The sequence below is a fragment of the Novosphingobium sp. B-7 genome (genome assembly GCF_000410615.1).
Taxonomy (GTDB): Bacteria; Pseudomonadota; Alphaproteobacteria; order Sphingomonadales; family Sphingomonadaceae; genus Novosphingobium; species Novosphingobium capsulatum.
In genome coordinates this window covers 1-22,593 of sequence record NZ_KE148520.1, presented here as the reverse complement: position 1 = coordinate 22,593, position 22,593 = coordinate 1, and the positions used below count along the sequence as shown (strand labels likewise).

23 protein-coding genes are annotated in these 22,593 nt (G+C 65.1%); 12 read left to right on the top strand and 11 right to left on the bottom strand.

All coding sequences use genetic code 11. The features are described from left to right. Positions 1 to 281 precede the first annotated feature (281 nt). Positions 282 to 1,628: a hypothetical protein gene (locus tag H926_RS0123975; protein ID WP_022678484.1), complete on the top strand. Its 1,347-nt coding sequence runs from the start codon at positions 282 to 284 to the stop codon at positions 1,626 to 1,628. Positions 1,629 to 1,711: 83 nt separating this feature from the next. Here H926_RS0123975 and H926_RS0123970 read toward each other — a convergent pair whose 3' ends face one another. Then, on the bottom strand, positions 1,712 to 2,365 hold the full coding sequence (locus tag H926_RS0123970) for a carbonic anhydrase (protein WP_022678483.1): 654 nt from the start codon (positions 2,363 to 2,365) through the stop codon (positions 1,712 to 1,714). A 67-nt stretch (positions 2,366 to 2,432) separates the two neighbouring features. Here H926_RS0123970 and lipA point away from each other — a divergent pair, with 67 nt between their 5' ends. Next, complete coding sequence (gene lipA / locus H926_RS0123965; protein ID WP_022678482.1) at positions 2,433 to 3,380, top strand: lipoyl synthase; 948 nt, start codon at positions 2,433 to 2,435, stop codon at positions 3,378 to 3,380. Between the two features lies 1 nt (position 3,381). Continuing rightward, positions 3,382 to 3,828 carry a type II toxin-antitoxin system RatA family toxin gene (locus tag H926_RS0123960; protein ID WP_022678481.1) on the top strand — a complete coding sequence of 149 codons (447 nt, stop codon included), beginning with the start codon at positions 3,382 to 3,384 and terminating at the stop codon, positions 3,826 to 3,828. Positions 3,829 to 3,873: 45 nt separating this feature from the next. Here the strand turns inward: H926_RS0123960 and H926_RS0123955 are convergent, their stop codons facing one another. The 3 genes from H926_RS0123955 to H926_RS0123945 are packed head-to-tail and all read right to left on the bottom strand — an operon-like array spanning position 3,874 to position 6,178. Continuing rightward, positions 3,874 to 4,401, bottom strand: a complete 528-nt coding sequence (locus H926_RS0123955) for a CinA family protein (protein WP_022678480.1) — start codon at positions 4,399 to 4,401, stop codon at positions 3,874 to 3,876. Positions 4,402 to 4,421: 20 nt separating this feature from the next. Then, the gene (locus H926_RS30445) at positions 4,422 to 5,003 is read right to left on the bottom strand and encodes a hypothetical protein (RefSeq protein WP_022678479.1); all 582 of its coding nucleotides are present in this window, start codon (positions 5,001 to 5,003) and stop codon (positions 4,422 to 4,424) included. Then, the gene (locus H926_RS0123945; protein WP_051146503.1) at positions 4,991 to 6,178 is read right to left on the bottom strand and encodes a bifunctional 2-C-methyl-D-erythritol 4-phosphate cytidylyltransferase/2-C-methyl-D-erythritol 2,4-cyclodiphosphate synthase; all 1,188 of its coding nucleotides are present in this window, start codon (positions 6,176 to 6,178) and stop codon (positions 4,991 to 4,993) included. Before H926_RS0123945 ends, H926_RS30445 begins: the two co-directional genes overlap by 13 nt. A gap of 128 nt (positions 6,179 to 6,306) precedes the next feature. Between H926_RS0123945 and dusB the strand changes: the two genes are divergently transcribed. The 7 genes from dusB to hflX all read left to right on the top strand — a co-directional run bounded on the left by dusB (position 6,307) and on the right by hflX (position 15,814). Further along, on the top strand, positions 6,307 to 7,323 hold the full coding sequence (gene dusB / locus H926_RS0123940) for a tRNA dihydrouridine synthase DusB (RefSeq protein WP_022678477.1): 1,017 nt from the start codon (positions 6,307 to 6,309) through the stop codon (positions 7,321 to 7,323). Continuing rightward, positions 7,320 to 8,438 (top strand): nitrogen regulation protein NR(II), encoded by a 1,119-nt coding sequence (locus H926_RS0123935; protein WP_022678476.1) that lies wholly within the window; start codon positions 7,320 to 7,322, stop codon positions 8,436 to 8,438. The genes dusB and H926_RS0123935 overlap by 4 nt, the downstream gene beginning before the upstream one ends. Positions 8,439 to 8,442: 4 nt before the next feature. Beyond that, positions 8,443 to 9,888, top strand: coding sequence for a sigma-54 dependent transcriptional regulator (locus H926_RS0123930; RefSeq protein ID WP_028658440.1), 1,446 nt, complete (start codon positions 8,443 to 8,445; stop codon positions 9,886 to 9,888). A gap of 74 nt (positions 9,889 to 9,962) precedes the next feature. Then, positions 9,963 to 12,230 carry an ATP-binding protein gene (locus H926_RS0123925; RefSeq protein WP_022678474.1) on the top strand — a complete coding sequence of 756 codons (2,268 nt, stop codon included), beginning with the start codon at positions 9,963 to 9,965 and terminating at the stop codon, positions 12,228 to 12,230. Positions 12,231 to 12,286: 56 nt separating this feature from the next. Further along, positions 12,287 to 13,672, top strand: coding sequence for a sigma-54 dependent transcriptional regulator (locus tag H926_RS0123920; RefSeq protein ID WP_022678473.1), 1,386 nt, complete (start codon positions 12,287 to 12,289; stop codon positions 13,670 to 13,672). 217 nt (positions 13,673 to 13,889) lie between these two features. Beyond that, positions 13,890 to 14,480, top strand: coding sequence for an RNA chaperone Hfq (gene hfq / locus H926_RS30440; RefSeq protein WP_022678471.1), 591 nt, complete (start codon positions 13,890 to 13,892; stop codon positions 14,478 to 14,480). Then, a complete protein-coding gene (hflX, locus tag H926_RS0123905; protein ID WP_028658439.1) occupies positions 14,477 to 15,814 on the top strand; it encodes a GTPase HflX in 1,338 nt (445 codons plus the stop codon). The genes hfq and hflX overlap by 4 nt, the downstream gene beginning before the upstream one ends. Here the strand turns inward: hflX and mazG are convergent. Beyond that, on the bottom strand, positions 15,776 to 16,594 hold the full coding sequence (gene mazG / locus H926_RS0123900) for a nucleoside triphosphate pyrophosphohydrolase (RefSeq protein ID WP_022678469.1): 819 nt from the start codon (positions 16,592 to 16,594) through the stop codon (positions 15,776 to 15,778). The two genes, hflX and mazG, sit on opposite strands and share 39 nt — an antisense overlap. Positions 16,595 to 16,737: 143 nt before the next feature. Here mazG and H926_RS0123895 point away from each other — a divergent pair, with 143 nt between their 5' ends. Together H926_RS0123895 and H926_RS0123890 are read left to right on the top strand one after the other, a co-directional pair. Next, a complete protein-coding gene (locus H926_RS0123895; RefSeq protein WP_022678468.1) occupies positions 16,738 to 17,184 on the top strand; it encodes a hypothetical protein in 447 nt (148 codons plus the stop codon). Next, positions 17,181 to 17,507 (top strand): transcriptional regulator, encoded by a 327-nt coding sequence (locus tag H926_RS0123890; RefSeq protein ID WP_022678467.1) that lies wholly within the window; start codon positions 17,181 to 17,183, stop codon positions 17,505 to 17,507. Before H926_RS0123895 ends, H926_RS0123890 begins: the two co-directional genes overlap by 4 nt. Before the next feature lie 77 nt (positions 17,508 to 17,584). Here H926_RS0123890 and H926_RS33950 read toward each other — a convergent pair whose 3' ends face one another. From H926_RS33950 to tmk, 6 genes are read right to left on the bottom strand one after another with little or no spacing between them, the layout of a single operon-like run. Further along, positions 17,585 to 17,761, bottom strand: a complete 177-nt coding sequence (locus tag H926_RS33950) for a hypothetical protein (RefSeq protein WP_022678466.1) — start codon at positions 17,759 to 17,761, stop codon at positions 17,585 to 17,587. 21 nt (positions 17,762 to 17,782) lie between these two features. Continuing rightward, positions 17,783 to 18,550 carry an MBL fold metallo-hydrolase gene (locus H926_RS0123880; protein ID WP_022678465.1) on the bottom strand — a complete coding sequence of 256 codons (768 nt, stop codon included), beginning with the start codon at positions 18,548 to 18,550 and terminating at the stop codon, positions 17,783 to 17,785. Continuing rightward, positions 18,547 to 19,332 (bottom strand): TatD family hydrolase, encoded by a 786-nt coding sequence (locus H926_RS0123875; protein ID WP_022678464.1) that lies wholly within the window; start codon positions 19,330 to 19,332, stop codon positions 18,547 to 18,549. Before H926_RS0123875 ends, H926_RS0123880 begins: the two co-directional genes overlap by 4 nt. Continuing rightward, a complete protein-coding gene (gene metG / locus H926_RS0123870; protein ID WP_022678463.1) occupies positions 19,332 to 20,900 on the bottom strand; it encodes a methionine--tRNA ligase in 1,569 nt (522 codons plus the stop codon). Before metG ends, H926_RS0123875 begins: the two co-directional genes overlap by 1 nt. Positions 20,901 to 20,917: 17 nt before the next feature. Further along, positions 20,918 to 21,883 carry a DNA polymerase III subunit delta' gene (locus H926_RS0123865; RefSeq protein ID WP_237741193.1) on the bottom strand — a complete coding sequence of 322 codons (966 nt, stop codon included), beginning with the start codon at positions 21,881 to 21,883 and terminating at the stop codon, positions 20,918 to 20,920. Next, positions 21,877 to 22,527 carry a dTMP kinase gene (gene tmk, locus H926_RS0123860; RefSeq protein ID WP_022678461.1) on the bottom strand — a complete coding sequence of 217 codons (651 nt, stop codon included), beginning with the start codon at positions 22,525 to 22,527 and terminating at the stop codon, positions 21,877 to 21,879. Before tmk ends, H926_RS0123865 begins: the two co-directional genes overlap by 7 nt. Positions 22,528 to 22,593 lie beyond the last annotated feature (66 nt).

Here is a 22,593-nt window from a genome sequence, read left to right as displayed (position 1 = left end):
TGGAAAGTAACCGCCCTAGGCGCCTTGCGCGCAAAAGGCCAGCAAACCATGCCGTTTCCGACCCAACTAACCATCACTTTTCCACACATGCGACAAGCTGCCTGAACAGCAGGACGAAATGCCATTCAATCCGCGTTCACCCCGTGCCACCTAGCAAGCGCAGAGTTGCCAAGGGAGCCATTCCGCGCCACTAGCGCAGGGCCGACCAGGGTAAACGGCGGGGCCACGTGAATCCGAAACATGCGACACGGGCACCGTCGGGGTCGAACAGGAGATAAGAGATGCGCGGTTCTTTGTGGAATTCGGGTAAGGGCACGGTTGCGCGTACGGCGATGGCCGTTGCGCTGGCATCGGGGCTTGGTCTTGGCGGCATGATCGCTCCTGCGATCGCCAAGGAAGCCAAGAAGGAGCAGCCTGCCGCTGGCGGCAACTCCAAGGAATTTGCGGCAGCGGCCGCGCCGTTCCAGAAATCTTTCAATGATTGGCAGGCCACCAAGGGCAAGGCCCCCGAGGCTGAATTCAAGGCTGGCGCGCAGAAGCTGGCCGGTGAAATCGGCCCGGTGGAAGCCGGCGCCAAGACCCCCCTCGATCGCCTGATCCTGGGCCAGTGGCAGCAGATCCTGGGCGGTGCCATGGGTGACGGCGCGCTGCAGCAGAAGGGCCTGCAGAACATGGCCGACAGCGGCCAGCTCAGCGCCGACAAGGTGCCGATGGTGCAGTACTTCCTGGGCGCCACTGCCTATCAGAACAAGGACTATGCCACCGCCACCAAGGCGCTGCGCGCTGCCATCGACGCCAACTACAGCGAAGACAACGCCGCCGAACTGCTGGCCGATTCCTATGTCCAGCAGAACCAGCCGACCCAGGCGCTCGACGCGCTCAAGGCTGCCATCGCCGCCCGCAAGGCTGCGAACGGCACCGTGCCGGTGAGCTGGTACAAGCGTGGCCAGGTCATTGCCTACAACGCCAAGCTGGGCCCGCAGGCGATCGAATGGGGCCTGCTGTCGGTTGCGGCTGATCCCACCCCGATCAACTGGCTCGGCGCTGGTCAGCTGACCCGCGAATTCAGCCAGTTCGGCAAGGAAGAGTCGGTCGATCTGGGCCGCCTGTTCGAACGCACCGGCGCGCTGGGTGTCGACAAGCAGTACACCGGCCGCGAATTCGTGGAATACATCCAGGCGGCCGACCCGCGTCGTCTGCCCGGTGAAGTGCAGAAGCTGGCCGAACAGGGCATTGCTTCGGGCGCGCTCAAGGCATCCGACCCGTTCGTGTCTGATGCCCTGGCCCAGGCCAAGGCCCGTATCGCCGCTGGCGACAAGGCCTCGCTCCCGGCCATGGAACGCGATGCGGCCAAGACCGCCGATGGCAAGCTCTCGGCGATCACCGCTGACGCCTACCTCTCGTATGGCGATGCGGCCAAGGCCGAAACGCTCTACAAGGCGGCGCTGAGCAAGGGCATCGCAGCCCAAGCCGACAAGGACCGCATCGAAACCCGCCTGGGCATCGCGCTGGCCGATCAGGGCAAGTACGATGAAGCCAAGGCAGCGTTTTCCACGATCACCAGCGGCGTGCGCCTGCCCCTGGCGCAGCTCTGGATCCAGTACGTGGTGACCAAGGGCGCCAAGTAAGCGCCTTTAACGCCACAAAGGTTGAAGGGCGGCTCCTTGCGGGGCCGCCCTTTTCCTTTCTGGGATCTTTTTGCTAGCTGAAATCAGGCTGCCGGGGCGAACGTGCCCGTTTCCTCGTCCAGCAGGTGCAGGATGCCATCGGAAATGGCAAAGAATGCACCGCGCAAGGTAAGGTCGCCGGCGTCTTCCTTTTCCTTCACCCACGGGAAGGTGCGCAGGTTGGCAAGGCTGGCCTTCACGCCGGCCAGTTCCATCGCGCGCTCGGCCGTGCGGCCACTGGTGCCGTGCTCTTCGACCACCGGCTTGCGTGCCTCGTCGAGCAGCGAAATCCAGTCGGCCACAAAGCCACCGGCGCCGCGTGCGGCCCCGGCCATTTCCTGAGTCAGCGCGGCGCGGCAGCCGCCGCACATGCCGTGGCCCATCACCACGACTTCCTTGACCTTGAGCACCTGCACGGCGAATTCCAGCGCGGCGGAAACACCGTGATGACCGGGCGAGGTTTCGAACGGCGGCACCATGGCTGCCACGTTGCGGACCACGAACATTTCGCCCGGATCGGTGTCGAACACCTGGGCCGGGTCGACGCGGCTGTCGGAACAGGCGATGATCATCACCTTGGGTTCCTGCCCTTCGCGCAAGCGCTCCCAGCGCTCACGATGCGGGGTCCAACCATGGTCACGGAAGCGGCGGTAGCCGGCGAGGAGCTGATCCAGCTCGGGGGATGTCGCGTTTGCCATGAGCAAACGCCATGCCGTGTTCGATTGGCACTTTCAAGTGCCCCAAGTTACGCCTATCTGCGCAGGCATGACCGACACTGCCTCGAACCTTGAGCCCGCCCAGCCTCAGCGCATGCGCAAGCCTGACTGGATTCGTGTAAAGGCGCCCACCAGCAAGGGCTATGGCGAGACGCGCCAATTGATGCGCGACTTGAAGCTGAATACCGTGTGCGAAGAGGCAGCCTGCCCCAACATCGGCGAATGCTGGACCAAGAAGCACGCCACCGTGATGATCCTGGGTGACGTGTGCACCCGCGCCTGCGCGTTCTGCAACGTCAAGACCGGCATGCCGCGCAAGGTCGACATTTCCGAGCCGGGCCACGTGGCCGAAGCGGCGGCCCGCATGGGGCTGGAACACATCGTCATCACCTCGGTCGATCGCGACGATCTACCTGATGGCGGCGCCTCGCAGTTCGTCAAGGTGATCAAGGCGCTGCGCGAACAGACGCCGCAGACCACGATCGAAATCCTCACGCCCGATTTCCGCAACAAGATGGAAGGCGCGGTTGCCGCCATCGTCGAGGCGGGGCCGGACGTTTACAACCACAACCTGGAAACCGTGCCCCGGCTCTATCCCACGATCCGGCCCGGCGCGCGTTATTACGCGTCGCTGCGCCTGCTCGAACAGGTCAAGCGGCTCAACCCGATGATCTTCACCAAGTCGGGCATCATGCTGGGCCTGGGTGAAGAGCGCCTGGAAGTGCACCAGGTGATGGACGACATGCGCTCGGCGCAGATCGATTTCCTCACCATGGGCCAGTATCTCCAGCCCACGCCCAAGCACACCAAGGTGATGGAATTCGTCACGCCCAAGGCGTTCGATGCCTATGGCGCGATTGCCCGGGCCAAGGGCTTCCTGCAAGTGGCGTCAAGCCCGCTGACGCGTTCGAGCTATCACGCCGGCGAAGACTTTGCCCAGATGCGCGCCACGCGTGAGGCGCAGCTGGCCAAGGCAGCGGCGCGCGCCGGGGCATAAGATGCCGCGCATCGCCGAACAGCGGCGGCTGCAATGGTCGCCGGAACAGATGTTCGACCTCGTCGCCGACGTGCGCCGCTATCCAGAGTTTCTGCCCTGGGTCGTGGCCACGCGGATCAAGGCGGACAGTGAAACCGAGATGGTCGCCGACATGCTCGTCGGCTTCAACGCGCTGCGTGAAAAGTTCACCTCGCGCGTGCGCAAGGCGAAGCCTGACCGGATCGAGGTGGAATACCTCGATGGCCCGATGAAAAGCCTGTCCAACACCTGGTCGTTTCGCCCGGGTGACGACGGCACTGGCTGCGTGATCGATTTCTGCGTTGATTTCAGCTTTCGCAACGCCTTGTTCGAAAAGCTGGCAGGCCAGTACCTCGATCGCGCGTTCCGCAAGATGGTCGCCGCCTTCGAAACCCGCGCGGCCAAGCTCTATGGCCCGGTCGAGGCCTGATCACGGCTGAGCTTCGGCCCCGCTTTTGCGCGGGGCCGCGTGGCCTCAGTCCGCTTCGGGCGGCATCAGCAGTTCGAGGGCGCAAAGCGTGGCCTGGTGGCGCACGGCGCTGCGGGTCTGGCAGTCATCAAACAGCCGGGTTTCGGCCATGATGTCTTCCGGGTTCTGGCCGCGGTGCGCACGGGCAAACACCACGGTGCCGACCGGCTTCTGTTCCGAACCGCCATCTGGGCCGGCAATGCCGGTGATCGCCACCGCAACATCCGCTTGCGAATGGGCAAGGGCGCCCTGCGCCATCGACCAGGCGGTCGCCACCGATACCGCGCCCACCGCGTCGATCACATCGAGCGATACACCCAGCAACTCGTGCTTGGCCTCGTTCGAATAGGTCACGAAACCGCGATCGAGCACGCTCGAACTGCCGGCGATTTCGGTCAGCGCTGCTGCCACCAGACCGCCGGTGCAGCTTTCGGCCAAAGCGACCGTGCGGCCGATGCTGCGATTGGCCTCGATCACGCGCTGGGCCAGCGCGACGATGTCGTGCGGAAGAAGGGAGTCGGTTTCGGGGGGCATGATTGGGGGGTGTTCCGTTGTCATGGGGTTTCCGGGCACAGGGGCAGCCCAGGTTTGCGGGGCACGATGCCCGGCTTGCGCGATGGCGAATCGACCATGCGGATGATGAAGGTGAACAGGCTGGCGGTGTTTTCCGGCGGCAATGGCGCCAGAAGGCGCGTCATCTGTTCCAGCGGCGCGCAGCTTTGCGGCTTGATCGATTCGGTGACCATCTGCCCCACCATGCCGTCGGCAAACGGCTGCAGGGCCTTGTCGGGCAACCGGGCCATCTGCGCGATAGTCTGGTCACCGCCCTTGGCGTCGGCTTGGCCCAGCTTGAGCAGCGCTGCCTTGGCGCGCGGCCAGGCAGCCGGCTTGGCCTGGGCATAGCGCTGCACCAGCGATTGGCCCTCGCGGGCGAAATAGCCCTGCGGCGCCAGGTGCGGCGCGCAGAACGTGATCGCGCTGTCCATCGCCGATGGCAGGGCATAGGCTACCATGGCATCGACATCGGCCGGCTCCAGGCAGGCGCGGGCGTCTGCCGCAAAGGCCTGCTGCCCCGCGAGCAATCCGGCAAGGGCGAGCGTGGCGGCGCTGCGGCGCGCAAGGGTCAGGCTGACCATTGCGGCACCACGGTGGCAACGGCCTGCGCCGCAATGCCTTCACCGCGACCGGTCGTGCCCAGGCGCTCGGTGGTCGTCGCCTTCACGCTGACGCGGTCGATCGGCAGGCCCAGGATTTCGGCGAGGCGGGCGCGCATCGCCGCCTTGTGTGGGCCGATCTTGGGCGCTTCGCAGATGATCGTCACGTCGACATTGGCAATCGCATGGCCGCTTTGCGCCACCAGCGCGGCGGCATGCGCCAGGAAACGATCGGACGAGGCGCCTTTCCACTGCGCATCGGACGGCGGGAAGTGATCGCCGATGTCACCGGCTGCAATAGCGCCGAGCAGCGCATCGACCAGGGCATGGATCGCCACGTCGGCATCGCTGTGGCCCGAAAGGCCCTTGGCATGATCGATCTTGACGCCGCACAGCCACAGGTCTTGCCCCGTGACCAGGCGGTGAACGTCAAAACCCATGCCCGTGCGGGGAAGGGGGGCTGGCATCGGGGCAGTCTCCAGATCGCTGGCAAAGGTCACCTTGCGCAAGGCCTCGTCTCCGGCAACGAGCGCCACGGCCAGGCCCGCGGCATCGGCCACCTGTGCATCATCGCCCGCTTCGGCGCCGCCGTTCCAGCCACGATGGGCGGCAAGGATGGCAGGATAATGAAACGCTTGCGGCGTCTGCACACGGAACAGGCCCTCGCGCGCCACGGCAACATCGCGTCGGCCATCCTCGCGCCCACGCACCACGCTGTCGACCACCGGCAGCGCCGGAATGGCACCAGGCGCCGATGCCAGCGCCGCCAACAAGCGATCGATCACTGCGCGCGGCAGGACCGGACGGGCAGCGTCGTGAATCAGCACATGGTCCGGTGCATCGTCAGCCAGTGCTTCCAGCGCGCACGCTACCGATTCTCGCCGCGTCTCTCCGCCATGGACGAATACGACATCGGGCAATCCCTGCAGGGCTGCGGCCGCTACCTCTTCCCAACCGCGCGGGATCGCCACCATCACCGGCGCGACACCGGCAGAAATCAGCGATTCCACGCTGTGGCGCACCAGTGGCTGGCCCTGCCACAGGGCAAACTGCTTAGGCACGCTGCCACCGGCACGCAGGCCCTTGCCGGCGGCGACCACGATGGCGGCCGTCCTGCTAAAGGATTGCTGGTCTGAAGGGGGAGGGACAGGGTTCATTCCGGGTGCGCCTCTACCAGCAGGGCGGAGGGAAGCCAAGCGGCGGCTTGGCCCTCCCGGACGGGCGCTTGCCCACTCGCGCGTATTCGACTAAGGGCTGCCTGTTTTTTAGGCAGTATCGTTCGGTCATGACCCAGGTTCCCACTCCCCCCGTTCTCGCCCCGCTCGACGTTGGCCCCGTGCGCATTGGCTGCCCGGTGGTGCTGGCGCCGATGACGGGCGTTTCCGATCTGCCGTTCCGCCTGATGGTGCGGCGCTTCGGTTCGGGCCTCAACGTGACGGAAATGATCGCCAGCCCCGCCGCGATCCGCGAAACGCGCCAGTCGATCCAGAAATGGGCCTGGCACCCCACCGAGGAACCGGTCTCGATGCAGCTGGTCGGCTGCGATCCCGAGCAGATGGGCGAAGCGGCCAAGCTGTCGGAAGATCGCGGCGCGGCCATCATCGACATCAACATGGGCTGCCCGGTGCGCAAGGTGGTCAACGGCTATGCCGGGTCTGCGCTGATGCGCGAAGTGCCGCTGGCGGCGCGCCTGATCGAAGCGACGGTCAAGGCGGTGAAGGTTCCGGTCACGGTCAAGATGCGCATGGGCTGGTGCCATGACAGCCTCAATGCCCCGGAACTGGCACGGATCGCGCAGGATCTTGGCGCGCAGATGATCACCGTCCACGGCCGCACCCGCAACCAGATGTACAAGGGCAGCGCCGACTGGGCGTTTGTTCGCAAGGTCAAGGAAGCGGTGACCATTCCGGTGATCGTCAACGGCGATATCTGCGGGATCGAGGAAGTGGCGCAGGCCGTGGCGCAAAGCGGGGCCGATGGCGTGATGATCGGGCGCGGTGCCTATGGCCGCCCGTGGCTGCTGGGGCAGGTGATGCACTGGCTGCAGACCGGCCAGGTGCGCCCCGATCCCACGATCGAGGAGCAATACCGCCTGATCGTGGAACACTACCAGTCGATGCTCGACCACTATGGCGCCGTCACCGGCGTGAACATGGCGCGCAAGCACCTGGGCTGGTACACCAAGGGCCTGCCGGGGTCGGCCGAGTTCCGCAACCGTGTCAACTTCATCGATGATGCGCAGGACGTGCTCGCCAATCTCGAAGCGTTCTACGCCCCGCTGCACCACCGCGAAGCGGCATGACGCAAGGGCTGGACCGCGCCCGCGCCGAGCATCTGGTGCGGCCCGATCCCAAGCGCATGATTGCCAGCTTTCCGCTGGCCGTATTGCTGCTGGCGCCCGACATGACGATTTCGGCGGTCAATCCGGCGGCCGAACAATTGCTGAGCCAGGGGGCGCGGCGCCTGGTCGGCAAGGCCCTGATCGACGTTCTGGCCTTTGAAGAACCGCTGATCCTGCATCGCCTTGCCGATGCCGAGACGCACCTGGTGGCGCGGCGCGTGCGCGTTGGCCTGCCCGGGCGCAGCACCCGCGCGCTCGATGTGATGACCGCGCCGGTCCAGCATCATCCGGGCTGGCAAATGCTGGTCCTGCACGAAATGAGCGGGGTGGAAGGCTTAAGCGACGACGTGCCCGGTGCCGGTGCGGGCGAGACCGGCGCCCTGCGCGCGCCCGAGGTGCTGGCCCATGAAATCAAGAATCCGCTCGCCGGCATTCGCGGCGCGGCGCAATTGCTCGACCGCAAGCTGGGCGAGGCGGACCGCGCGCTGACCGGGCTGATCACCGCCGAGGTCGATCGCATCGCCAAGCTGATCGATCACATGCAGTCGCTTTCCCGCCGCATCCGCGAGCCTGCCGTGCCCTGCAACCTGCACGAAGCGGTGCGCCGCGCCCAGGCGGTGATCGCCGCCAGCGACCCGGGTGGCGTGGTGGTGCGGGAGGAATTCGATCCCTCGCTGCCCCCGGTCACGGCCAATCCCGATGCCCTGGTGCAGATCCTGCTCAATCTCATGACCAATGCGCGCGAGGCATGCGAGGGGCAGGACAACCGCCGCATCGTGGTGCGCACGCGCTTTGCCAGCGGCATCCAGGTGCATTCGCGCGCGGGCAAGCCGCTGCGCTTGCCTATCGAGGTGCGCGTCAGCGACAATGGCCCGGGTATCGACCCCGCGCTGCGCGACCATATCTTCGAGCCCTTCGTTACCGCCAAGAAAAACGGCCAGGGCCTGGGCCTCGCCTTGGTGCAGAAGCTGGTGCGGGAAATGAACGGGCGCATTACCCATGATCGCGACGAGGTGGGGGGGTGGACGCATTTCCGCCTGCATCTGCCCGTTGCCGGCACTGTGCAGAATGATTGAGCGCATGAAAGAGTCGATTCTGCTGGTCGAGGATGATTCCTCCATCGCCATCGTCATCACCGCGGCGCTCGAGGCCGAGGGCCTGCACGTTGACCGCTGCGACAGCATTGCCGGGCGCGATTGCCTGCTGGCGAGCAAGCCCTATGGCCTGATGTTGACCGACGTGATGCTGACCGATGGTGACGGCATCGAAACGCTTCCCCCCGTGCGCGCGGCGTTTCCGCGCATGCAGGTGATCATCCTGTCGGCGCAGAACACGCTCGATACCGCGGTGCGGGCGAGCGATACTGGCGCGTTTGAATATTTTCCCAAGCCGTTCGACCTGGAAGAACTGGTGCGCACCGTGCGCCAGGCGCTGGGCGCGTTGGACGGCAGCGATCTGCCCGATGCTGCCGAAGACCTGGGGCAGGGCCTGCCGCTGGTCGGGCGTAGCGCGGCGATGCAGGCGGTCTATCGCATGATCACGCGCGTGTTGCGCAATGATCTGACCGTGCTGATCCTGGGCGAATCCGGCACCGGCAAGGAACTCGTGGCCGAAGCGATTCACCAACTGGGCAACCGGCGGGACGGGCCGTTCGTGGCGGTCAACACCGCTGCCATCCCGCACGAGTTGATCGAAAGCGAGCTGTTCGGCCACGAAAAGGGCGCGTTCACCGGCGCCGTTGCCCGCCAGATCGGCAAGTTCGAACAGGCCGCGCGCGGCACGCTGTTTCTCGACGAAATCGGCGACATGCCGCTGGAGGCGCAGACCCGCTTGCTGCGCGCCTTGCAATCCGGGCGCATCCGCCGCGTGGGCGGCACGGAGGAAATCGCGCTCAACTGTCGGATCATTGCGGCAACCAATCGCGATCTGGTGCCGATGATCGCCGCCGGCACATTTCGCGAAGACCTTTACTACCGCCTCGCCGTCGTGCCGATCGAACTGCCGCCACTGCGCGAGCGGGCTGACGACGTGGAGGCGCTGTCCCGCCATTTCCTGGCGCGGGCCGCAGCCGAGGGATTGCCCCGGCGGCAGCTGTCGGCCGCGGGTGCGGCACTGCTCGCGCGCCAGCCCTGGCGCGGCAACGTGCGCGAATTGCGCAATTTCATCTTCCGCCTGGCCCTGCTGGCGCGCGACGATGTGGTCGATGACGCCACGATCGAACCACTGCTGGCCAGCGATAACGCGGCCCAGCGCGCTGGCGAGCCCGAAGCGGGCATCGGCAACGCTGCCCCGGCCGATTTCGCTACGGCCCTCGACGCATTCCTGATCCAGGCGCGCCCCGAGCCGGGCATGCTCTATGACACCGCGCTGGCCGCGTTCGAGCGGCCGCTGTTCCTTCATGCCCTGGCGCAGACCGGCGGCAACCAGTTGCGAGCCGCGCAACTGCTGGGGATCAACCGCAACACGCTGCGCAAGCGCCTGGTCGATCTGGGCATTGCGCCGGAAGATGCCTTGGGTGGTCGCTGACGCGCCTCGTCCAGACGCGGTGTGTCATAAAAGCACTTGCATTTTTGCAACAGCAGCGTTGTAAAGGCGCCACGATGGTCGCAAATGCAACACGTTCGGGCAAACGACTGCCGCGCTGGTGGCGACGGCTGCTGGTGTCGCTGCGCCGCGCCAACGTGTTCCTCCTGCTGGAAATGACTGCCGGAACCGCGCTGATCACCATGCTGATGGTCTCATGGCAGACGGTCAGCGCCAACAGCGCCGCCAATCAACTGTTGCCGGCACGGCTCACCTCGGTCCTGCTCATCGGCTCGCTGGTGCCGGCCATGGCGCTTATCGTGCTGGCGGGCCGCCGCTTGGCCCTGGCGCGGGCCGCGCGCAGCGGCCTTGGCACCAGCGGGCGGCTGCACGTGCGCCTGGTCTGGCTGTTTTCGCTGATCGCGGCGATCCCCACGCTGCTGGTCGTGATCTTTGCCTCGCTGCTTTTCCAATCTGGCGTGGAATTCTGGTTTTCCAGCGATTCCCGCGGCATGCTGGAAAATGCCAACAGCCTGGCCCGCGGCTATTACGCCGATAAGCTGCGCGATGTCGGCCGCGAAAGCGTGGCCATGGCCGGCGACGTGCGCGGTTATTTCGACCAGGCCCCGATCACCAGCCAGGACTTTCTCGCCGGCTATTCCTGGCAGGTCTACAGCCGCAAGATGGACGAGAGCGCGATCATCGAGCGCGGCCGCGATGGCACCCTGCGCACCGCTGCAATCGTTGATCCCAATGCGAAGGACAACCGCGAGCGCGTTACGCCCGATGAACTGCGCAAGCTCGATGCCGGGGAGCAGGTCGTCGTCAACGCCTCAGCCGAGCGGATCGAGGCGGTCACCCCAATCGATCACCAGCGCGGCATCTATCTGTATGTGGCACGCAACTCCGACAAGCTGGCGCTGAGCCAGTTCGAGCGCGCCAACAGCGTGCTGTCCGCCTATGACATGCTCAGCCGCAGTGCGCGCGCGATCCAGTTGCGTTTCAATGTCGCGCTGTTCGTGATCAGCCTGGCGCTGGTAATGCTGGCAGTGTGGGTGGCGTTGCGCTTTGCCGATCGCCAGGTTGCCCCGCTGGCCGAACTGGTCAAGGCCGCGCGCAGCGTGGGCAGCGGCAATTTTGCCATGCGCGTGGCACCGGTCAAGAACATCGACGAGGTCGGCATGCTGACCCGCGCTTTCAACCGCATGACGGCGCAACTGGAAGGGCAGACCCAGGCGCTGGTCAATGCCAACGCCCAGCTCGACGTGCGGCGCGTGTTCATCGAAACCGTGCTGGAATCGATCACGGCCGGGATCGTTTCGGTTGGGCCGGATGGCACCATCCAGCTGATGAACTCTTCGGCGCAGAAGCTCCTGCTCGAAGATCCCCGCGTCTCTGCCGATGGCCGCACGCTGACCGAAATCGCGCCACAGATCGCGCAGCTTGTTGCCAACGGCGAAAGCAGCGGCATCGTACAATATGCCCGCCAGGGTGAACTGCTCACCCTCGCGGTCAAGGCACGGGCCGATCGCCACGGCCACGTGATCACGTTCGAGGACATCACCCGCCAGCTGATCACCCAGCGCCGCGCGGCCTGGTCGGACGTCGCCCGCCGCATCGCACACGAGATCAAGAACCCGCTGACGCCGATCCAGCTGGCGACCGAGCGCCTCAAGCGCCGCTATCGCCGGCAGATCGTGACCGATCCCGAACTGTTCGAGGAACTGACTGCCACGATCATCCGCCAGGTGGGCGACTTGCGCAAAATGGTGGACGAGTTCTCCTCGTTCGCGCGCCTGCCCAAGCCGGTGTTCCGCAGTGAGGATGCCAGCGATCTGGTGCGCCAGGCGCTGTTCCTTCAGGAAGTGGCGCATGGCGAGGTCAGCTTCAGCTTTACCAGCGATGCGCCGGCCGTGCCATTCCAGTGCGATCGGCACCAGTTCGGCCAGGTGATGACCAACGTGCTCAAGAACGCGGTAGAGGCGATCGAGCAGCAGCGCGCAAAGGTGTCTGACCTTGATTACCGCGGCCGCATCGCGGTGCAGCTGCATGCCGATGATGCGGCCGTCGTGGTCACCGTGATCGACAATGGCGTTGGCCTGCCGGTGGAGCGCGAGCGCATTCTCGAACCCTACGTCACCACGCGTGAAAAGGGCACCGGGCTGGGCCTGGCAATCGTCAACAAGATTGTCGAGGAGCATGGCGGCGACATGGCCTTTGCCAACGAGCCGGAAGGTGGCACCCGCGTGACCATGCGCTTTGCCCGCGATCCCCTGGCCCAGGCCGGGGGCGTGGCCCCTGCCAATGCACCGCCCGTCGATACAGTGGCTGCCGCGCCGCATTGATCCTTTCTGGACCGCACGATTCCATCAGGCTTTTTCCACAGGACTCAGAAATTCCCATGGCTCTCGATATCCTGATCGTCGACGATGAACGTGACATCCGCGAACTCGTGGCGGGCGTGCTCAGCGACGAAGGCTATGGCTGCCGCCTGGCCGGTGACAGCACTTCGGCCCTGGCAGCGGTGGACGAACGCCGCCCCAGCCTGGTCCTGCTCGACGTGTGGCTGCACGGCAGCCCGATGGACGGGCTCGAAGTGCTGGACGAGATCAAGAAGCGCGAGCCGGAACTGCCGGTGATCATCTTTTCCGGCCACGGCAATATCGATACCGCCGTTTCGGCCATCAGCCGCGGTGCGATGGATTTTCTCGAAAAGCCGTTTGAGGCCGAACGCCTGCTGCTGCTGGTGGAACGTGCCACCGAAACGGAACGCCTGCGCCGGGAAAATCAGCGCCTGCGCCAGGGCTTCGTCGCCTCGGAAGAGTTCACCGGCAATTCGGCGGCAATCAACCAGGTGCGCGCCACGCTCAAGCGGGTGGCCAACACCGGCAGCCGCTTGCTGATCACCGGCCCGGCCGGGTCGGGCAAGGAAGTGGCCGCGCGCCTGCTCCACAGCTGGAGCCCGCGCGCGCAGAACGCCTTCATTACCGTCAATTCCGCGCGCATCACGCCCGAACGCTTTGAACAGGAACTGTTCGGCGAAGAAGCCGATGGCAAGCTGGTGCGCGCCGGCTTGCTGGAAATGGCCGATGGCGGCACGCTCTTCCTCGATGAAGTGGCCGACATGCCAGCCTCGAGCCAGGCGCGTATCCTGCGCGTCTTGACCGAGCAGGCATTCGTGCGCGTGGGAGGCCATCGCCAAATCCGCGTGGACGTGCGGGTCGTTTCCTCTTCCTCGCGCCCGCTCGAAAAGGAAATCGCCGAGCGGCGTTTCCGCGAAGACCTGTTCTACCGCCTCAACGTGGTACCAGTCGCGATCCCGCCGCTGACCGATCGGCGCGACGACATCCCCTCGCTGGTCGATCATTTCTTCACCCGCTATGCCAGCGAGCAGGGCGTTTCGCCGCCGGGCATCACGCCCGAGGCCATGGCCGCGTTGCAAAGTTATGATTGGCCGGGGAATGTGCGCCAGCTGCGCAATGTGGTGGAGCGCACGATCATCCTCACCCCGCGCGAGCGCCTGGCCCGGATCGAGGCAGACATGCTGCCCGCCGAAATCGTCTCCACCCGGCTTGGCGCCGATACCGGCACCTCGGCGTTGATGGGCGTGCCGCTGCGCGAGGCGCGCGAGAATTTCGAGCGCGAGTACCTCAAGGTGCAGATCCGGCGCTTTTCCGGCAACATCTCAAAGACCGCCAGCTTCATCGGAATGGAACGCTCTGCCCTGCATCGCAAGCTCAAGCTGTTGGGCATGGCCGAGCGGCGCGAGGACGAGGAAGACGACTGACCGCCTGGCGGGCGTTCCACCAGGCTTTTACGCACAAGCGAACGTTTGCGACAAAAACCCGGTTTACGCAGCCGCAAAGCGGCCATAAGACAAGGTTCGAAGCCGGCCCATGGCCATTGTCGTGTCATCTTGCACCGCAATGATCGTGAGCCAGATCGCGAAGCCCCGGAATAGCGCCGAAAGGACCGGGGCCCGCCAATAGAACGGAGTCACAAGAATGACCGGAAAGACCCTGTCTGCGCGTCCCCGCGCCAAGTCTGAAGCCGCAGCCCCTGCCGAGGCCGCTGCGCCTGCGACTACGCCCGCACCTGTCGCCAGCGGCGGCGCGGTGAAGGGCCAGAACCTTCAGGACGTGTTCCTCAACCATCTGCGCAAGAACAAGATTCCCGTCACCATGTTTCTGGTGAAGGGCGTCAAGCTGCAGGGCATCGTCACCTGGTTTGACAATTTCTCGATCCTGCTGCGCCGCGATGGTCAGTCTCAGTTGGTCTACAAGCATGCGATCTCCACGATCATGCCGGGCCAGCAGCTTTCGGTTGCCCACTTCCAGAGCGGCAACGACGAAAACGGCAAGAAGCGCCTGTTGCAGGAGGTGTTCCTGTCGAGCGTGCGCGATGCCGGCGTGCAGGTTACCATGTTCCTCGTCAACGGCGTCATGCTGCAGGGCAAGGTCGCGGCCTACGACCTTTTTTGCATGCTGCTGGAACGCGAAGGCTATGTGCAGCTTGCCTATAAGCATGCCGTCTCGACGATTCAGCCGGCCGGCCATGTCGATCTGACGGGTGACTGGGAAGGCGAAGCGAACTGAGCACTTTCGAATTTGGACGCAATGCGGGTGACATCGAAGGCGAAGTCACCCGTGGCGCGCGCGCCATTGTTGTTCTGCCCGATATTCGCCAGCGCGGCGGCTTGGGCGAGGATGCCGAAGCGCGCTTGGAAGAAGGGCAGGGCCTGGCCCGCGCCATTGGCATCGAAGTGGTCGACGCGTTCATCGTGCCGATCCGCGCGGTGCGCCCCGGCACGCTGTTCGGGGAAGGGCAGGTCGAACGCCTCGCCGTCAGCGCCACACAGAACGAGGCAGAGCTCGTCATCATCGATGGGGCGCTGTCGGCAATCCAGCAGCGCAACCTGGAAGACAAGCTCAAGCGCAAGGTGATAGATCGCACCGGGTTGATCCTCGAAATCTTTGGCGAACGTGCCGCCACCGCCGAAGGGCGGCTGCAGGTGGAACTCGCCCATCTCGATTACCAGGCTGGGCGCCTGGTTCGCTCTTGGACCCACCTCGAACGCCAGCGCGGCGGCTTTGGCTTCCTTGGCGGCCCAGGTGAAACCCAGATCGAGGCGGACCGGCGGATGATCCGCAACCGCATGGCACGCTTGCGCCGCGAACTGGAACAGGTGCGCCGCACCCGTGGCCTGCATCGCGAACGGCGCCAGCGCGCGCCATGGCCGGTGATTGCCCTTGTCGGCTATACCAACGCCGGAAAATCTACGCTGTTCAACCGCCTGACCGGCGCCGCGGTGATGGCCGAAGACCTGCTGTTCGCCACGCTCGATCCCACCATGCGCGCCATCCGCATGCCGGGGGTGGAAAAGGCGATCCTGTCAGACACGGTCGGCTTCATTTCCGATCTGCCGACACAGCTGGTCGCGGCGTTCCGCGCCACGCTGGAAGAGGTGACGGCGGCCGATGTGATCGTGCACGTGCGCGATATCGCCAACCCGGCGGCGGCCCAGCAAAAGGCCGAGGTGGAAGAAATCCTTACGGATCTGGGCGTGATCGGTGAGGGTGGCAGCGAAATCCCGATCATCGAGGCCTGGAACAAGTGGGATCTGCTCGCCGAAGACGAACGCGCCATGCGCGAGGCGATGATTGCTCATGGCGTGCCCGAGCAGAAGGTCGTGCCGATCTCCGCCATGACGGGGGAGGGCACCGATACCCTGCTCAGTGTCTTGAGCGACATGCTGACCGGGAATGCGCAAGTGCTGGAACTCACTGTGCCCGTCAGCGATGGCCAGCGCCTGGCCTGGCTGCACGCCCATGGTGAAGTGCTGCGCGAAGAGCCCAACGAAGACCAGACGGCACTGCGCCTCAGCGTGCGGTTAAGCCTCGCTGATATCGGCCGCTTCACCACGCTCTGACACTTTCACCGCCTGCCACAGTGCTTCCTGGGCATCCAGGTCCAGCGTGGCAAAGCGTCCTTGCGCCAATGCCTCCATCGCGCGGAAACGCCGCTCGAACTTGGCATTGGCGTGGCGCAGCGCGTCTTCGGGGGCAATGCCATAGGCGCGCACGGCGTTGACGGCGGCAAACAGCAGGTCGCCGGCTTCATCCAGCTGTTCCGCTGTGGTTTGCGCCGCGGCGAGCTCGTCGAGCTCCTCGATCACCTTGGCGGTGGGACCTGCCGTATCGGGCCAGTCGAACCCCACGCGCGCGGCGCGCTTCTGCAGCTTTTCCGCGCGCATGAGCGCGGGCAGGGCGAGGGCGACGCCATCCATCGCACTCTGCGCGCCCTTGGCGGCGCGTTCGGCAGCCTTGCGGTTTTCCCAGCGTTCCTCGCGCGATTGGCCGTGATCATCCTCGCCGCCAAAGATGTGAGGATGGCGATCTTCCATCTTGTCGGCGATCGCGGCGGCAACATCGTCAAAGGCGAAATGGCCGGCCTCCTGCGCCATGCGGCTGTGAAACACCACCTGGAGCAGCAGATCGCCCAGTTCCTCGCGCAGCGCGGCGATGTCGTCGCGCGCGATGGCATCGGCCACTTCATAGGCTTCCTCGATCGTGTAAGGCGCGATCGAGGCGAAGTTTTGCGCCAGATCCCATTCGCAGCCGCCGTGCGGATCACGCAGGCGGGCCATGATCGCCAAAAGGCGGATCAGCGAGGGAGACGATAAGGCGGGTGCGGAAACGGAGTCAGACATGACGCTGTTTCTAGGCTGCAAACGGTCAAATGGCACCCCTCTAGCAATCCGACATGATCACTTTCCATTCTGGAAAATTATCTCTTTCCGAATCGGAAAGTCTGCTGTATCGCTTTCCAACATGGAAAGTGAGGAATGACATGATGAGCGCAATTGGAAAAGATGAAGCCCGCGCCGCCTTGGGTGCCGTCGTTGGCGCCCAGCGCGAGCTGTCCACGCTCGCCTGTCCGCCCTGGCGCCACGCGGCTTTCGCCTTGTGCGAAGCGGTGCTGGTGGCAACGCCAGCGGTGGCGTTTGGCTGGCGCATCGCGCTGTTTGTCGCCGTCATGGCCGGGATCATCGCCTGCGTGATGTCCGACCGCCGCCGGCTCGGTGTGTTCATCAATGGCTATCGCCGTGGGCGCACGCGGCGCGTGGCGCTGCTGCTGTTGCTGGGTATCGCCGCGCTCTACATCGCCAGTGTCTGGGCCAGCCTGCATGCCGGCATGCCGCTGCTCAGCTTGGCGCTGGCCGTCATCACCTTTGGCATCAGCTATTGGGGCAGCGTGACGTGGCAGCGCGTGTTCGTGCGCGAAATGCAAGAGGCATGAGCGTGGCGACCGAGGCTGAAACCACGGCCGATCTCGATGGGCTGGAACCTTTGCTCCAGGCGCCAGCGCGGCTGCAAGTCATGGCGGTGTTGAGCCACGTGCAGGATGCCGAATTCGCCCGGCTGCGCGAGATTACCAAGTGCAGCGATTCCGTGCTGTCCAAGCATCTGTCGGCCCTGGCTGACGCAGACCTGATCGCACTGCGCAAGGCGCCGGTCGATGGGCGGCAGCGCACCTGGGCGCGGATCACCGCAATCGGGCGCACGCGCTTTGGCAAACACGTCGCCGCGCTCAAGCAGATCCTGGCGGGTGCGGCGGTGTGATCGGCACCGCCCGTCACGCGCTATCCGCGGTATGGATAAGATGTATTATGTAAAATGCACTTGGCTTGAAGCCCGGATCAGCGGGCTTTGAGCCAGGTATATACCAAGGCCGTCAGTACGATGATAACGCCCCAGATCAGCGCCATCTGGAGCCGTGCCGGCCATTGCACGCGGCGCAGCGCGCCGTTGCGGGATACCAGCACCAGCGCCATGATCAGGCCGATCAAGGCAACGATGCGATCGGGCGTGATCATGGCGCTATCCTTTCAGTGCGCTCACAGGCTGATTTCCAGGCCATCATAGCCTGGCTGGACGTTGTCGGGCGTTTCGCCGCACAGGGTGCGATAATCCATCGACTTGTCGAGATGCGTCAGAACCGCCTGGCCTGCCCGGCAGGTGTCGACCAGTTCCAGCGCCATCGCCAGATGGGCATGCGTGGGATGCGGCTGCCGCCGCAAAGCATCGACTACCAGCACGTCAACCCGATAGAACAGGTTGATCATCTCATCATTTATTTCAGAAAAATCCGTCGCATAGCCAATGGACTTGCCATTCTGGTCGAACCGGAACGCGGTTGATTGCGCCGGGCCATGGGCCATCTGGCAATGGCTGATGGCAATGCCGGCGACCATGCGCACGCGATCGAGATTATCGAGGTTGCAGATCGTGTGATAGCCGTGCTGCCCGGCAAAGACATAGCCAAAGCGCTGGCGCAGCCGGCGCACGGTCTCATCGGCGGCATAGCCCGGGATCGGTGCGCCGCGGCCCATGCGCAGCGGGCGCAGATCATCGATGCCGTGCGTGTGATCGGCATGGTCGTGCGTCCACACCACCCCATCGATCCGGTCGATTTCGGTGGCGAGCAACTGGTGGCGCAGATCGGTGGGCGTATCGACCAGGATGCGTGCGCCATCGGCGCCTTCCACCACGATCGCCACGCGGGTGCGGCGGTTGCGCGGTTCGGCCGGATCGCATTCGCCCCAGTCGTTGCCGATGCGCGGCACCCCGGTCGAGGTGCCCGATCCCAGCATGACCAGCTTCATGCCGTGGTCCTTTCCGCCTTGCTGAACAGGCGGAAGAAGTTGTCGGTGGTCACCGCGCCAAGTTGCTCGATCGTGACGCCACGCAGCGCGGCGACGAACGCGGCGGTATCGGCCACGAACGCCGGTTCGCACTTCTTGCCGCGATGGGGGATCGGCGCCAGGAACGGCGCATCGGTCTCCACCAGCAGGCGGTCTTCGGGAATATCGGCAACAAAGCCTTGCAAGTCCTTGGCGTTCTTGAACGTGACGATGCCCGAAATCGAGATCGTCAAGCCCAGGTCGAGCACCGCGCGGCCAAAGCCGGCGCTGGCGGTGAAGCAATGGATCAACGCCGGGAAGGCGCCCTTCCCCATTTCTTCGGTCAGGATGCGCAGCGTATCGTCCTCGGCATCGCGCGTATGGATGATTAACGGCAAGCCGATGTCTCGCGCCACCCCAATGTGCATGCGGAACAAGTCCTGCTGCACCTGGCGGTCGGAATGATCGTAAAAGTAATCGAGCCCGGTTTCACCGATGCCGATCACGCGCGGGTCTGCCGTGGCCGCTGCCAGCACCGCAGCGCCCAGATCAGCATGGCTATCCGCCTCGTGCGGATGGATGCCCACGCTTGCCCACACGTCAGGCTCACGATGGGCCACGGCCACGACTTCTTCCCACTCCCGCTGCCGTGTCGAGATGTTGAGGAAGCCGCGCACACCGCGCGCGCGGGCTGCCGTCAGTGCCTCGGCCTGGCGATCAACCAGGCCTTCGTAAATGAGGTGGCAATGGGAATCGATCAGCATCAGGCGCTCGCGCTTTCCTCGGCCGGCAGCTCAAGCCGTGGGAACGCGCCGACCGGCTGCGCCAAGGCTTCCCCGGTGGCCACGCGCTCCATGTACCAGCCCGCATGGTGCAAGGCGCCATAGCCGCGCTCGCCGGCCGGAATGCCCAGCTGGTCAAGCACTTTGCCCGCCGCCGTCGGCACGATCGGGGCGATGGCAATGGTCAGGTCGCGAATGGCCATGAACAGGGTAAGCAGCACGGCGCGCATTCGTTCCGGGTCGGTCTTGCGCAGCGTCCACGGTGCCTGCTCGTCGATATAGGCGTTGCAGGCAAAGACCGCGCGCATCCACGCATCGATCCCGGCCGAGAAGTTGAGCGCGGCAAATTCGCGCGGCAGATCTTCGGCAGCGGCAGCGTGGACCGTGGCGAGCAGGACATCATCGGCATCGGTGCTCGAAAAAGTGTCGAGCTTGCCGTCCATGTTCTTGAAGATCATGGAAAGAACCCGCTGCACCAGGTTGCCATAGCTGTTGGCCAGCTCGGCATTGCAGCGCGTCACGATCGCTTCGGCCGACCACGAGCCGTCCTGGCCGAACGCCACCTCGCGCATGAAGAAATAGCGCACAGCGTCGACGCCAAAGCGTTCGGCCAGCGCGATCGGGTCGGTCACGTTGCCGAGTGACTTGGATTCCTTCTGCCCCCGGTTGAGCAGGAAGCCATGACCGAACACCTGGTGCGGCACCGGCAGGTTGGCGCTCATCAGGAAGGCGGGCCAGTAGATCGTGTGGAATCGCACGATATCCTTGCCGATCAGGTGCAGGTTTGCCGGCCAATACTTTGCAAAGGCGTCGGTTTCTTCCGGCCAGCCGAGGCCGGTGAGATAGTTTGTCAGCGCATCGACCCACACGTACATCACGTGGTTGTCGCTGCCCGGAACCTTTACCCCCCAGTCAAAGCTGGTGCGCGAGACCGAAAGGTCGCGCAGTCCCTGCGAGACGAACGCGATCATCTCGTTGCGGCGCGCCTCGGGCCGAATGAAATCGGGATTGTCGGTATAGAGCGCGAGCAGCTTGTCCTGATACTTCGACAGGCGGAAGAACCAGCTTTCCTCCACGGTCCATTCCACCGGGGTGCCCTGGGGCGAGAGCTTGCTGCCCCCTTCCCCTTCGACCAGTTCGCTTTCGTCGTAATAGGCCTCGTCGCGCACCGAGTACCAGCCTTCGTAGCGATCGAGATAGAGATCGCCGTTGGCTTCCATGCGCTTCCAGATTTCCTGGCTGGCGGTGTGGTGGCGCGGCTCGGTGGTGCGCAGGAATACGTCATAATTGACGTTCAATGCGGCGCACATATCAATGAAATGCTGCGACATCTGGTCGCTCAGCTGCGCCGGCGTCAGATCCAGGTCGCGCGCCTTCTGCGCCATTTTCAGGCCATGCTCGTCCGTGCCGGTCTGCAGGCGCACGTCGCGGCCCATCGCCTTGTGGAACCGGGCGATCACATCGGCGGCGATCGCTTCATAGGCGTGGCCGATATGCGGCTTGCCGTTGGGATAGGAAATGGCGGTGGTGATGTAATAGGGTTCGCCCATGGCGACAGTCGCTTCCTTCAGCGGGATGTTGCCCCCGCTCTAGTGCGCGCAGCGCGCGCCAGCAACCCGCCGATTTCCATTACCAGCAATGCCGGATCAAAGTTGTGCGTTGGCACTTCGCGCGCCAGGTCGACCAGATGCTGGTGCGCCGCGATGATCGCCAGGCGGTTGTCGGCGCCGGCCTGAGTCACTTCCTCGGCCAGAACGGTGCGCGCCGCCTCGATCGTTGCCAGCAATCGCTCGCGATCGGGCCGTGCACCCAAGGCGCTGCCGAGTTCGCCGCGCAGGCCAAGGTCGGGATCGCCGGTGCGCAGAATCTCGCGCAACAGCGCCAGGGGGCGGCCAAGATCCTGCGTCGCAAAGGTCAGCGCCGCGCCGGGCGAGCCATGGGCCACGGCAATCGCGGCAGCGCGCGTTTCGGCATCGAGTTCGGGCGCGGATAATGAAACGGCTTCGTTCATTTCCTTGAGATCGAGCGGGCGGAAGCGCAGCACCTGGCAGCGCGAGCGCACCGTGGGCAGCAGGCGGCCGAGTTGATGCACCACGAGCAGGAAGAACGTGCCCTGGGGCGGCTCTTCCAGCCCCTTGAGCAGCGCGTTGACCGCGCCTTTTTCCAGATGATCGGCCGCGTCCACGATCACCGCGCGGCGCGCACCCAGCGTCGGCCGGGTGTGCAGGCGATGGAGCATCGTACGGATTTGATCGACGTTGATATTGCGCTTGCGGGCATAGGGACGCCCGTCGTCAAGCTTCTTCGCTTCATCATCGTTGGCGGGGAGCGGCTCGAGCACCAGGATATCGGGGTGATGCAACGCCGGTGGCTGCGGCACGCCCGGCTCGGCCACCAGCTTGGCTGCAGCTTCGAGCGCAAAGCTGGCCTTGCCCAGCCCTTCACGACCAGCCAGCAGCCAGCCGTGGTGCATGCGCTGCCCGGCCATGGCTGCGTTCCAGGTTTCCCAGGGGTGTTCGTGGCCGATCAGCATGCTGGCGGCATCCATGGCGCCAGCGCGTCAAGAATGCGCGCGCCGACTGCTTCGGGGGTGCCTAGCGCGGAAACGCGGGCAAAGCGCCCTGGCTCGGCAGCGGCGAAGCCATCGAATGCGGCGGCAACGCGCGCATGATAGGCGGCATCGCGCCCGCCGATCCGGTCTGCCTGGCCCTGGTCACGCAGTGCGCAGCGGGCGGCGGCCTCTTCGGCGGGTAGTTCCAACAGGATAGTGCAATCTGGCAGCAGCGCTTCGCTGCCAATGGCGTGCAGTGCCATGACATCGGCATCGGACAGCCCGTTGCCGCCGCCCTGATAGGCGCGGCTGCTATCGATGAAGCGGTCGCAGATCACCCAGTCGCCGCGCGCCAACGCCGGGCGGATCAACCGCTCGACATGGTCGGCCCGCGCGGCCGCAAACAGCAGTGCTTCGGCCCGTGCGCCCCAGCCTTCGCCCTGCGTGCTCAACAGCAGGTCGCGGATAGCCTCGGCCCCACGTGTCCCGCCCGGTTCGCGGGTAAGCACCGCGCCGATCCCGCGCGCGGCCAGGGCCTGGACCAGAAGGCGCGCCTGGGTCGATTTGCCGGCGCCCTCGCCTCCCTCGAACACCACGAAACGGCCGGTGGGACCAGTGCCGCTCATTGCCCGGCCATCGCGGCAAAGCCGTTGCGCAGGCGATCGAACAGCCCACCCTTGGCCACCGCCTCT

Coding starts and splice junctions, on each gene's coding strand:
- H926_RS0123975 (WP_022678484.1), top strand. CDS start 282: ATGCGCGGTTCTTTGTGGAATTCGGGTAAGGGCACGGTTGCGCGTACG.
- H926_RS0123970 (WP_022678483.1), bottom strand. CDS start 2,365: ATGGCAAACGCGACATCCCCCGAGCTGGATCAGCTCCTCGCCGGCTAC.
- lipA (WP_022678482.1), top strand. CDS start 2,433: ATGACCGACACTGCCTCGAACCTTGAGCCCGCCCAGCCTCAGCGCATG.
- H926_RS0123960 (WP_022678481.1), top strand. CDS start 3,382: ATGCCGCGCATCGCCGAACAGCGGCGGCTGCAATGGTCGCCGGAACAG.
- H926_RS0123955 (WP_022678480.1), bottom strand. CDS start 4,401: ATGCCCCCCGAAACCGACTCCCTTCTTCCGCACGACATCGTCGCGCTG.
- H926_RS30445 (WP_022678479.1), bottom strand. CDS start 5,003: ATGGTCAGCCTGACCCTTGCGCGCCGCAGCGCCGCCACGCTCGCCCTT.
- H926_RS0123945 (WP_051146503.1), bottom strand. CDS start 6,178: ATGAACCCTGTCCCTCCCCCTTCAGACCAGCAATCCTTTAGCAGGACG.
- dusB (WP_022678477.1), top strand. CDS start 6,307: ATGACCCAGGTTCCCACTCCCCCCGTTCTCGCCCCGCTCGACGTTGGC.
- H926_RS0123935 (WP_022678476.1), top strand. CDS start 7,320: ATGACGCAAGGGCTGGACCGCGCCCGCGCCGAGCATCTGGTGCGGCCC.
- H926_RS0123930 (WP_028658440.1), top strand. CDS start 8,443: ATGAAAGAGTCGATTCTGCTGGTCGAGGATGATTCCTCCATCGCCATC.
- H926_RS0123925 (WP_022678474.1), top strand. CDS start 9,963: ATGGTCGCAAATGCAACACGTTCGGGCAAACGACTGCCGCGCTGGTGG.
- H926_RS0123920 (WP_022678473.1), top strand. CDS start 12,287: ATGGCTCTCGATATCCTGATCGTCGACGATGAACGTGACATCCGCGAA.
- hfq (WP_022678471.1), top strand. CDS start 13,890: ATGACCGGAAAGACCCTGTCTGCGCGTCCCCGCGCCAAGTCTGAAGCC.
- mazG (WP_022678469.1), bottom strand. CDS start 16,594: ATGTCTGACTCCGTTTCCGCACCCGCCTTATCGTCTCCCTCGCTGATC.
- H926_RS0123895 (WP_022678468.1), top strand. CDS start 16,738: ATGAGCGCAATTGGAAAAGATGAAGCCCGCGCCGCCTTGGGTGCCGTC.
- H926_RS0123890 (WP_022678467.1), top strand. CDS start 17,181: ATGAGCGTGGCGACCGAGGCTGAAACCACGGCCGATCTCGATGGGCTG.
- H926_RS33950 (WP_022678466.1), bottom strand. CDS start 17,761: ATGATCACGCCCGATCGCATCGTTGCCTTGATCGGCCTGATCATGGCG.
- H926_RS0123880 (WP_022678465.1), bottom strand. CDS start 18,550: ATGAAGCTGGTCATGCTGGGATCGGGCACCTCGACCGGGGTGCCGCGC.
- H926_RS0123875 (WP_022678464.1), bottom strand. CDS start 19,332: ATGCTGATCGATTCCCATTGCCACCTCATTTACGAAGGCCTGGTTGAT.
- metG (WP_022678463.1), bottom strand. CDS start 20,900: ATGGGCGAACCCTATTACATCACCACCGCCATTTCCTATCCCAACGGC.
- H926_RS0123865 (WP_237741193.1), bottom strand. CDS start 21,883: ATGCTGATCGGCCACGAACACCCCTGGGAAACCTGGAACGCAGCCATG.
- tmk (WP_022678461.1), bottom strand. CDS start 22,527: ATGAGCGGCACTGGTCCCACCGGCCGTTTCGTGGTGTTCGAGGGAGGC.